This window comes from Sulfitobacter sp. HI0040 (assembly GCF_001634885.1).
In the GTDB taxonomy this organism is placed as follows: Bacteria; Pseudomonadota; Alphaproteobacteria; order Rhodobacterales; family Rhodobacteraceae; genus Sulfitobacter.
Genome location: NZ_LWEX01000116.1, coordinates 1 through 9,178, shown reverse-complemented (window position 1 = coordinate 9,178; position 9,178 = coordinate 1). Strand labels below are relative to the sequence as shown.

Here is a 9,178-nt window from a genome sequence, read left to right as displayed (position 1 = left end):
TCACGAGGTCGAGGCCAATTATCACTCTGGCGGCGGCGGGGGCGGACAGTCCTATACCTTCAAGGTACCGCGCGACCCGCAGGAATACGCGAAACAATTCATTCCAAGGAAACGACGCAAATGACCGATGCATCCACACAGATCAAGGAAACCGTGAGCAACAACGATGTCGTGCTGTTCATGAAGGGCACCAAGGAAATGCCGCAATGCGGGTTTTCCAGCCGCGTGGCCGGTGTGCTGAACTACATGGGCGTGGAATTCGCCGATGTGAACGTGCTGGCCGACGAAGGGCTGCGCCAGGGCATCAAGGAATATTCCGACTGGCCGACGATCCCGCAGCTTTACGTGAAGGGCGAATTCGTCGGCGGTTGCGACATCATCACCGAGATGACGCTGTCGGGCGAGCTGGACACGCTGCTGGAGCAGAACGGCGTGGCCTATGACAAGGAAGCTGCCGACAAGATCCGCGAAGCCAACGGCTGATCCCGATCCCCGGGCGACCCCGGGGTTCCCCAACGATCAACGGCAGCACCCCAGGTGCTGCCGTTTTTCTTTTCCGATCTGGTCTGGGCGCAAAGCGGTACGATCCTGCCGAACCGCCCCGGGCCGGGGTCAGCCCGCCGCCTTCTCCTCCACCTCGGCGGCGAGCGCCTCTGCCCGGGCGGCGATTTCGGCCAGCGTATCCGTGACGGACTGGGGCACCACCGGCACCTCGATCCGCTCGGGCTCCACCCGGACATTGCGCAGCCGCGCCAGTTCCGCTTCCCGCTGGGCCAGTTCCGCGCGTATCTCGGCGATGCGGTCCTCGACGCTGGCGGTCTTGTCGGCCAGCAGTAGGCCCGCCATCAGCAGCATCCGGCTTTCCGGCATCCGCCCGACCTGATCGCTCAGCACCTGCGCCTCGTCGTCCAGCATCTTGGCGGCAGCGTGCAGATAGCTTTCCTCGCCGTCCTGGCAGGCCACTTCGAACTGGCGGCCCCCGATCGTGATCCGTACCTCGGGCATCAGGCGGTTCCTTTCGTGTTGTCCTGCGCCGGTTCCTGCTCCGCGCCCACCAGCGGCGCCAGCGCGGCAAGGATGGCTTCGGCCTCTGCGGCTTCGGCGGCGCGGGCGGCGCGCAGCGCCTCCAGTTCGGCCATCATCGCCTTGTTGATCAGATGCGGCTCGCCCACGCCTTCGGCGTTGGCTTCCTGCAGGGCGGCACAGGCCTCCGACAGCTGCGCATTGGCGCGGCGCACCCGCTGCAATTCGGTGTCGAGCCGTCCGAAAGCCGATTCGCCCTCTGTCAGGCGCTGGCGCAGCTCCTCCGCCTCCTGCCTGAGGTCTGAGAGTTCCGACTCGTTCTTCTGGCGCAAGACCCGCAGCCGTTCGGTCAGCTGTGCATTGGCGGTCCGCTCTTCCTCCAGCGCCTCGGCCATGTCCTCGTCCGGTCCGGCGGGGGCCTCAGCGGCGGGGGCCGGCTCCGGCGCGGCCTGCCCCATGGCCTCCACCCCGCGGGCGACCCGGTCCATCGCGGCGGCGATGCGCCGTTGCAATTCGTCAATCTCGTTCATGCTCACTTTCACCTCGTCGCGTCTGCGGGACGCCCGGCCCGGCCCCGTGCACGCCGCTGCCGATGCGGATGCACCCGGGATCGAATCGCACAGGCGCGGTTCGAGTACAATCCTACCCAATGCGCCGCAAGAATGCGCCCCATATCATATCAATCGCTTGGCAGCACTTGTTCACGCGGCAATCGGCTCCGTCCGCCCCGCCGGGGCGGTTGCGCTTGAACTTTGGCGGTCGGCTGCTATTGACGGCCAAACCCGCTCCATCCCCGACAGGAAAGTGCATGCCCGTGGATCTGCAAGCCCTCGCCAAAGCCCATCCCGATCACTGGTCCAAAGCGACCGCCATCCGGGCGCTCACGCTCGATGCCGTGGCCGAAGCCAATTCCGGCCATTCCGGCATGCCCATGGGCATGGCCGACGTCGCGACCGTGTTGTTCGAGAAACACCTGAAATTCGATGCCGCCGCACCGCTCTGGCCGGACCGGGACCGCTTCATCCTTTCGGCGGGCCACGGCTCCATGCTGCTCTATTCCCTGCTGCACCTGACGGGCTATGAACAATTCCCCCTGTCGGAGATCAAGAATTTCCGCCAGTTGGGCGCGCGCACCGCGGGCCACCCGGAAAACTTCCTCGCCGATGCCATCGAAACCACCACCGGCCCGCTGGGTCAGGGCATCGCCATGTCCGTGGGCTTTGCCATGGCCGAAGAGATGCAGCGCGCCACCTACGGCAAGAAGGTCGTGGATCACCACACCTATGTCATCGCCGGTGACGGCTGCCTGATGGAAGGGGTCAGCCAAGAGGCGATCACCCTCGCCGGGCGCCACAAGCTGAGCAAGCTCATCGTTCTGTGGGACAACAACGACATCACCATCGATGGACCCGTCAGCCTGTCGGACCGCACCGATCAGGTCGCCCGCTTCGCCGCCGCCCAGTGGCACACGATCGAGATCGATGGCCACGACCCGGAAGCGATCGATGCCGCGCTGACCGAGGCGCGCAAATCCGACCGCCCCACCATGATCGCCTGCAAGACGCATATCGCCCTCGGCCATGCGGCACAGGACACATCCAAGGGGCACGGGGCGCTCACCGATCCCGAACAGCTCGCCGCGGCCAAGGAAGCCTACGGCTGGTCCGCCGGCCCCTTCGAGGTTCCGGAGGACGTGAAATCCGCTTGGGAAGACATCGGCAAACGCGGTGCCGAGGCGAGGCGCGACTGGGAGGAACGGTTCGACCAGATGCCCCGCTCCAAGCGCGAGACGTTCAACCGCGCGCTGGCGTTCGACGCGCCCAAGAAGCTGAGCGCCACGATCAAGGCCTTCAAGAAGCAGATGTCCGAAGCGGCACCCAAGTTGGCCACCCGGGCCAGCAGCGAAAAGGTGCTGGAGGTGATCAACCCGATCATGGCCGAAACCGTGGGCGGCTCCGCCGATCTCACCGGCTCCAACAACACCAAGACGGGCGATCTGGGCGTCTTCGACGTGGACAACCGCACGGGCCGCTATGTCTATTGGGGTATCCGCGAACATGGCATGGCCGCCGCCATGAACGGCATGGCGCTGCACGGCGGCATCCGCCCCTATGGCGGCACCTTCATGTGTTTCACCGATTACGCCCGCCCCGCCATGCGCCTTGCCGCGCTGATGCAGGTGCCCACCGTCTTCGTCATGACCCATGACAGTATCGGCCTGGGCGAGGACGGGCCGACCCACCAGCCGGTCGAACATCTGGCCATCAGCCGCGCCACCCCCAACACGCTGGTCTTCCGCCCCGCCGATACGGTCGAAACCGCCGAGGCCTGGGAAATCGCCCTGACCGAAAAGGCGACACCTTCGGTCCTGTCGCTGACCCGTCAAGGCGTGCCCGCGGTCCGCAAGGAGCACAAGAACAACAACCTGACGGCGCGCGGGGCCTATGTGCTGGCCGATGCGGAAGGCAAGCGGCAGGTTATCCTGATCGCTTCCGGCTCCGAGGTTTCGGTGGCCATGGACGCGCGCGAGAAGCTGCAGGCCGAGGGCATCGGCACCCGCGTCGTTTCCATGCCCTGCATGGAGCTTTTCGCCCAGCAAGACGACGCCTATCGCAAGCGGATCCTGCCGGGCGGCGCCGTCCGCGTCGGGGTCGAGGCAGGCGTCCGTATGGGTTGGGACCGTTGGCTGCTGGGCGAACGCGGCAAGTTCGGCAAGGCCGATTTCGTCGGCATGGACCGCTTCGGCGCCTCCGCCCCGGCGGAGGAATTGTTCGAAAAATTCGGCATCACCGCCGACGTGGTGGCCGAGCGGGCGCGCGCGCTGCTGTAAACATCTCAGGGTCCGGGGCCAACGCGCCCCGGCCCGTCCTCTCACGGGTTTGTGAACGAACACCCGCCATGCTGGCAGGTTGGGTTCCCAAGACCCCATTTAACCAGAGAGGATCGTTACATGCGTACCATTCCAATACTGACAGCCGCCCTCCTCGCCAGCCCGCTTGCGGCGCAAGAGGTCACTTTCGAGCGCGGCAACCGGAACACCGATTTCCAGCCCGCTTTCGACGCGCAGTTCCGCGCCCCGCTGAAGAATTCCGGCGTGCAGTTCCAGAAGGAAACCGTGGTCGGCGGTCTCGTCCACCCCTGGGGGATCGAAGTGCTGCCGGATGGCGCGGGCCTGCTGGTGACCGAACGCGCGGGCAACCTGCGCCATGTTTCTGCGGACGGCACGCTTTCCGAGCCGATCAAGGGCCTGCCCGACGTGCTCGCGAAAAAGCAGGGCGGCTTGCTGGACATCGCGCTCGCCCCCGACTTTGCCGAGACACGGCGCATCTTCTGGACCTACGCCAAGCCGATGAAGGACAACAAGACCGCCACGGCGGCCGCCTTCGGCACCCTGTCCGATGACATGACTTCCGTCTCCGGTGTGAACGAATTCTTCGTTCAGGAACCCGCGGTAGAGGCCCCGATGCACTTTGGCAGCCGGGTCGTCTTCGACGGGAGCGGTCATGTCTTCGTGACGACGGGCGAACATTTCACCCAGGAAAACCGCGAGAAGGCGCAGGACCTGAATACCACCTTCGGCAAGACCGTGCGCTTCAACCTCGACGGCAGCATCCCGCAGGACAACCCATATGTCGGTGACGCGGATGCCATCGACTGGATCTGGAGCTACGGGCACCGCAACATCCAGGGCGCGATGTACCGCGACGGCGCCCTCTGGACGATCGAACACGGCCCCAAGGGCGGTGACGAGTTGAACAAGGCCGAGGCCGGCAAGAACTACGGCTGGCCCGTCGTTTCCTACGGCGAGCAATATTCCGGCAAACCCGTGGGCAGCGGCAAGGCCCATATGGAAGGCATGGAACAGCCCGCCTATTTCTGGGACCCGGTCATCGCACCCGCCGGCATGATCACCTATGACGGCGATATGTTCGCCGACTGGAAAGGCGATGTGCTGATCTCCTCGCTCTATCCCGGCGGTCTGGTGCGGCTGGAACTCGACGGTGACAGGGTCGTCGCCGAAGAGCGCCTGCTGCGTGATATCGGCCGTGTGCGTGACGTCGAAGTGGATTCGGACGGAAGTATTCTCATTGTCACCGATTTTGAGAATGGCTCGCTCTTCCGGCTTTCGGCCAAACAAGGCAGCTGATCGATCAGCTCCTTGTCCGACCAAGCGAAAGGACGCGCCGCACCACGGCGCGCCCTTTTTTCCAATTCAAGATAGAAATAAAGATATACAAGCCCAACTTCAGGTTGCTATGCTAGTCACATTACGCGAGTTGCGCGCCATAGAAGCGCGCTTAGGTTGCGCGGGTGAACGGGTCGCTGATGCCATTGGCTTATCTTATCATCGCGAGTGTCGGCGGGGTATTCTCCTCTCTCGTCTGGTGGACCTCGGGCGGGGCCTTCCTGCCCGGCTTGGCCGCTTATATCGCCGGGGGCCATCTGAGCGCTGCGACCCTCATGACTACGCTGATCCTGCTGCGCGACAGCGGCAGGGCCTGACGACCCGCCGCCGAAACTTCCACGATACTCAGGTCGGAACCTTCCGGGTAAAGCTGCGCCAGATGGGCGTGATCAGCTTTTCACCCACCGGGATCAGCATGAGGCCCAGGATTAGCCCGAAGATACCGTCGATGGCCGCCGTGACCGTCCATTTCACCGCGCCTGCCATCTGCTCGGGCCCGGCATAGGCGACTGATCCGGCCACGCCCTTGACCCAATGCGCCAACGAGTCAAAGCCCATCTGCTCCAGCCCGTGCACAATGATCGACCCCCCGACCCAAAGCATGGCGGCGGTGCCCACAATCGTCAGCAGCTTCAGAAAGCCCGGCATCCCCCTCACCAGCCCCCGGCCAATGGCGCGGGTAAAGCCCAGGCTGCCCCGCTCCGCCATGGCGAGGCCCACGTCATCCATCTTCACGATCAGCGCCACCGACCCATAGACGACGACGGTGATCAGGACCGCTACCGCCGCCAGCGTCGCCGCTTCCATCCAGAAGGACGATTCAGGGATCGCCGCCAGCGCGATCGTCATGATCTCCGCCGACAGGATGAAGTCGGTCTTGATGGCTCCGCGCGCCTTCTGCTCTTCCAGATGGGCGGGATCCTCGATGACCTTTTCCTTCTTGTCGTAATCGGTATGCCCGTCGCTCAGCCCGATGGCATGGGCGACCTTTTCGGCCCCCTCGAAGCACAGATAGGCCCCGCCCAGCATCAGCAGCGGCGGAATGAGCCAGGGCGCGAAGTTCGACAGGGCAAGCCCCGCGGGCAACAGATAGAGAAGCTTGTTCTTCAGGCTGCCCTTGGTAATCCGCCAGATGATCGGCAGTTCGCGCTCGGCGGCGAAGCCATGCACGTATTTCGGCGTCACCGCCGCATCGTCGATCACGGCCCCCGCCGCCTTGGCGCTGGCCTTGGCCGCCTGCCCGATCACATCATCGACGGAGGCCGCCGCAACCTTGGCGATTGCCGCCACATCATCCACCAGTGCCAGCAGGCCACTCATCGCTCGATCTCCTTCTTGGTCCGCAACAGCTAGCATTGCCCCGGCACATGGCAAACCCCCGGGACCGATATCGCTAACACAGCGCTTTATCGCTAACATGCCGGAATAGCGCCGGATTGCCCCTTTAACCCCGCGCGGCCCTGTCGATATAGAGCGGGCAAAACGCTCCAGACCTAAGGAAAATCGCATGACCATCAAAGTGGGTATCAACGGCTTTGGCCGCATCGGCCGCTGCACGCTCAGCCATATCTCCGCCTCGGGACGCGACGACATCGAAGTGGTCAAGCTGAACGCCACCGGCCCGCTGGAGACCGCCGCCCATCTGATCCGCTACGATTCCGTCCATGGCCGCTTCCCCGGAGAGATCACCATCGACGATGGCTACATGAACCTCGGGCGCAACGACATCGAGGTGATGTCGAGCTACAACCTCGAGGAGCTGGACTGGACAGGCTGCGACGTGGTGCTCGAATGCACGGGCAAGTTCAACGACGGCAACAAGGCCAATGTGCATCTCGAACAGGGCGCGAAGCGGGTGCTGCTCTCGGCCCCCGGCAAGAACGTGGACCGCACGGTCGTCTATGGCGTAAACCACGACACGCTTCAGGCCTCCGACCGGATGATCTCCAACGGGTCCTGCACGACGAACTGCCTCGCCCCGCTGGCGAAGGTGATGCATGAAGCCATCGGCATCGAAAGCGGCCTGATGACCACGATCCACAGCTACACCGGCGACCAGCCGACGCTGGACCGGCGGCACAGCGATCTCTACCGCGCGCGCGCGGCCGCCATGGCGATCATCCCCACCTCCACCGGGGCGGCCAAGGCCCTGGGCGAAGTGCTGCCCGCGCTGAAGGGCAAGCTCGACGGGACGGCGATGCGGGTGCCCACGCCCAACGTCTCGGCGGTGGACCTTACCTTTACCGCGTCCCGCGACGTAACGGTCGAAGAGGTCAACGCCGCCGCCAAGGCCGCCGCCGAAGGGTCGATGAAAGGCGTGCTCGCCTATGACCCGGAAAAGAAGGTCTCGGTCGATTTCAACCACACCGAAGAAAGCTGCATCTTCGCCCCCGACCAGACGATCGTGGTGGCCGGTCGCACGGTGCGCGTGTTGGGCTGGTACGACAACGAATGGGCCTTCTCCGTACGGATGGCCGATGTGGCCGTTGCCATGGGGCAGCTCGGCTGAACTTGCACCGGCAGCGGTGCCCTGTCATATCGGGGAAACCGCTGCCGGAGCCCGTGCCGATGACCAACACCCTCGCCCTCGTCCTTGCCGCATTGCTGCTCTCGGCGCTCGCGGTGGACGTGGCGCTCTATGGGTCGGATCACCTGGTGTTTCTGGGCAAGAAGATGTTCGAACTGATCGAATGGATGGCCTTCTGGCGCTGACACGTCCCGTCAGATCGGAAAGCGCTCCCGCAGTTCCGTATTGACCCGCGGCGTCACGAACTTGCTGACATCGCCTTTCAGCCGCGCGATCTCCTTCACCAGCTTGCTCGCGATGGCCTGATGCGTCGCCTCGGCCATGAGGAACACGGTCTCGATACTGTCGTCGAGCTGCCGGTTCATGCCGACCATCTGGTATTCGTACTCGAAGTCCGCAACGGCGCGCAGCCCCCGTATGATGGATTGCGCGCCCACGTCGCGCGCGCAGTCGATCAACAGGTTCTCGAAGGGATGCACCACGATCTCGACGCCGGTCTGCGCTGCGAGGTCGGTACATTCCGCCTCGATCATGCTCACCCGTTCTTCCAGCGTGAAAAGCGGGCCCTTGTCGCGGTTGATGGCCACGCCGATCACCAGCTTGTCGACCAGACGCGTGGCGCGCCTTATGATGTCGATATGGCCCAGCGTGATGGGGTCGAAAGTACCGGGATAAAGACCAACACGCATGAGAGGATCCTGACTTGGTTTCGGCTCAGCGGCAGAGGATCATGTCGGGCCGCGGGGCGCAACCCGAATGGCCCGTCAGTGACCCATGATCATCCCCTGAAGGGCATCTTTTTCCATGGAAAGTTCCATCAGCCGGGCCTTCACCACATCCCCGAGAGAGATCAGCCCCACGAGCGATCCGTTCTCCAGCACCGGCATGTGGCGAAAGCGTCCGTCGGTCATCGTCTGCAGGATCTGGTCGGCCCGATCGTCGCGGCTGCAGGTCACCACATCGCGGGTCATCAAGTCGGAGACCTTGTCGTTCAGGCAGCCCCCGCCCTTGCGCCCCAGCGCGGTGACGATATCGCGTTCCGAAAGAATGCCATCAGGCGTCTTGCCATCCGACGAGATCACCAGCGTACCGATCCGTTTCTGGGACAATATCCGCGCGGCTTCCGACACCTTCATATCAGGATCCGCCGTGGCGACGGCATCGTCGGACTTCGTCTTGAGGATCTGCGAAACCAGCATGGGCATTGTCCTTCGGAATTACTGTGAAATTTCAGCGTCACCGCAGCGCCGATTCATGTCAAGCTTTAGCCTCCAGCCGGGACACTTCGGCGCGCAGGGCCATGCGCAGCGTATCGGCAAAACGACCGAGCCGCGGGTCGCGCCGGTCGTCTTCGTGCCGGATCAGGTAAAAGGCCCGCCGAAGCGAAACCGCCTGCGTGAGGATGCGTTGCAGCCCGCCCGCCGACGGGAGCGAAAAATCAT

Annotated in this window: 11 protein-coding genes and 1 pseudogene; 6 read left to right on the top strand and 6 right to left on the bottom strand. The window is 64.1% G+C overall.

Going from position 1 to position 9,178, the window contains the following annotated elements:
- Nucleotides 1–120: 120 nt before the first annotated feature.
- Nucleotides 121–483, top strand: a complete 363-nt coding sequence (gene grxD, locus A3728_RS08710) for a Grx4 family monothiol glutaredoxin (RefSeq protein ID WP_067922272.1) — start codon at nt 121–123, stop codon at nt 481–483.
- A 129-nt stretch (nt 484–612) separates the two neighbouring features.
- Here the strand turns inward: grxD and A3728_RS08705 are convergent, their stop codons facing one another.
- Nucleotides 613–1,005, bottom strand: a complete 393-nt coding sequence (locus A3728_RS08705; RefSeq protein ID WP_067922269.1) for a cell division protein ZapA — start codon at nt 1,003–1,005, stop codon at nt 613–615.
- Nucleotides 1,005–1,553, bottom strand: coding sequence for a hypothetical protein (locus A3728_RS08700; protein ID WP_067922267.1), 549 nt, complete (start codon nt 1,551–1,553; stop codon nt 1,005–1,007). Before A3728_RS08700 ends, A3728_RS08705 begins: the two co-directional genes overlap by 1 nt.
- A 284-nt stretch (nt 1,554–1,837) precedes the next feature.
- On the opposite strand from A3728_RS08700, the gene tkt reads away from it, so the two are divergent.
- The 3 genes from tkt to A3728_RS23040 all read left to right on the top strand — a co-directional run bounded on the left by tkt (nt 1,838) and on the right by A3728_RS23040 (nt 5,526).
- A complete protein-coding gene (gene tkt, locus A3728_RS08695) occupies nt 1,838–3,853 on the top strand; it encodes a transketolase (RefSeq protein ID WP_067922275.1) in 2,016 nt (671 codons plus the stop codon).
- Between the two features lie 120 nt (nt 3,854–3,973).
- Complete coding sequence (locus tag A3728_RS08690) at nt 3,974–5,170, top strand: PQQ-dependent sugar dehydrogenase (RefSeq protein ID WP_067922264.1); 1,197 nt, start codon at nt 3,974–3,976, stop codon at nt 5,168–5,170.
- 179 nt (nt 5,171–5,349) lie between these two features.
- Entirely contained in the window at nt 5,350–5,526 is a 177-nt protein-coding gene (locus tag A3728_RS23040) for a hypothetical protein (RefSeq protein ID WP_161487186.1), read from the top strand.
- Between the two features lie 28 nt (nt 5,527–5,554).
- Here the strand turns inward: A3728_RS23040 and A3728_RS08685 are convergent, their stop codons facing one another.
- Nucleotides 5,555–6,529, bottom strand: coding sequence for a DUF808 domain-containing protein (locus A3728_RS08685; RefSeq protein WP_067922260.1), 975 nt, complete (start codon nt 6,527–6,529; stop codon nt 5,555–5,557).
- 187 nt (nt 6,530–6,716) lie between these two features.
- On the opposite strand from A3728_RS08685, the gene gap reads away from it, so the two are divergent.
- Both gap and A3728_RS23425 read left to right on the top strand, forming a co-directional pair.
- Nucleotides 6,717–7,718 carry a type I glyceraldehyde-3-phosphate dehydrogenase gene (gene gap / locus A3728_RS08680; protein WP_067922257.1) on the top strand — a complete coding sequence of 334 codons (1,002 nt, stop codon included), beginning with the start codon at nt 6,717–6,719 and terminating at the stop codon, nt 7,716–7,718.
- A 59-nt stretch (nt 7,719–7,777) separates the two neighbouring features.
- Nucleotides 7,778–7,921, top strand: coding sequence for a hypothetical protein (locus tag A3728_RS23425; protein WP_201722112.1), 144 nt, complete (start codon nt 7,778–7,780; stop codon nt 7,919–7,921).
- A gap of 9 nt (nt 7,922–7,930) precedes the next feature.
- Here A3728_RS23425 and coaD read toward each other — a convergent pair whose 3' ends face one another.
- The 3 genes and pseudogenes from coaD to A3728_RS23035 all read right to left on the bottom strand — a co-directional run.
- Nucleotides 7,931–8,425, bottom strand: coding sequence for a pantetheine-phosphate adenylyltransferase (gene coaD, locus A3728_RS08675; RefSeq protein WP_067922254.1), 495 nt, complete (start codon nt 8,423–8,425; stop codon nt 7,931–7,933).
- 75 nt (nt 8,426–8,500) lie between these two features.
- The gene (locus tag A3728_RS08670) at nt 8,501–8,935 is read right to left on the bottom strand and encodes a CBS domain-containing protein (protein WP_067922251.1); all 435 of its coding nucleotides are present in this window, start codon (nt 8,933–8,935) and stop codon (nt 8,501–8,503) included.
- Between the two features lie 58 nt (nt 8,936–8,993).
- A pseudogene (locus A3728_RS23035) lies at nt 8,994–9,178 on the bottom strand (LysR family transcriptional regulator); the annotation flags it as partial.

Excerpts from the sequence above, each read along its gene's own strand:
- grxD (WP_067922272.1), top strand. The coding sequence starts at position 121 with ATGACCGATGCATCCACACAGATCAAGGAAACCGTGAGCAACAACGAT.
- A3728_RS08705 (WP_067922269.1), bottom strand. The coding sequence starts at position 1,005 with ATGCCCGAGGTACGGATCACGATCGGGGGCCGCCAGTTCGAAGTGGCC.
- A3728_RS08700 (WP_067922267.1), bottom strand. The coding sequence starts at position 1,553 with ATGAACGAGATTGACGAATTGCAACGGCGCATCGCCGCCGCGATGGAC.
- A3728_RS08690 (WP_067922264.1), top strand. The coding sequence starts at position 3,974 with ATGCGTACCATTCCAATACTGACAGCCGCCCTCCTCGCCAGCCCGCTT.
- A3728_RS23040 (WP_161487186.1), top strand. The coding sequence starts at position 5,350 with ATGCCATTGGCTTATCTTATCATCGCGAGTGTCGGCGGGGTATTCTCC.
- A3728_RS08685 (WP_067922260.1), bottom strand. The coding sequence starts at position 6,529 with ATGAGTGGCCTGCTGGCACTGGTGGATGATGTGGCGGCAATCGCCAAG.
- gap (WP_067922257.1), top strand. The coding sequence starts at position 6,717 with ATGACCATCAAAGTGGGTATCAACGGCTTTGGCCGCATCGGCCGCTGC.
- A3728_RS23425 (WP_201722112.1), top strand. The coding sequence starts at position 7,778 with ATGACCAACACCCTCGCCCTCGTCCTTGCCGCATTGCTGCTCTCGGCG.
- coaD (WP_067922254.1), bottom strand. The coding sequence starts at position 8,425 with ATGCGTGTTGGTCTTTATCCCGGTACTTTCGACCCCATCACGCTGGGC.
- A3728_RS08670 (WP_067922251.1), bottom strand. The coding sequence starts at position 8,935 with ATGCTGGTTTCGCAGATCCTCAAGACGAAGTCCGACGATGCCGTCGCC.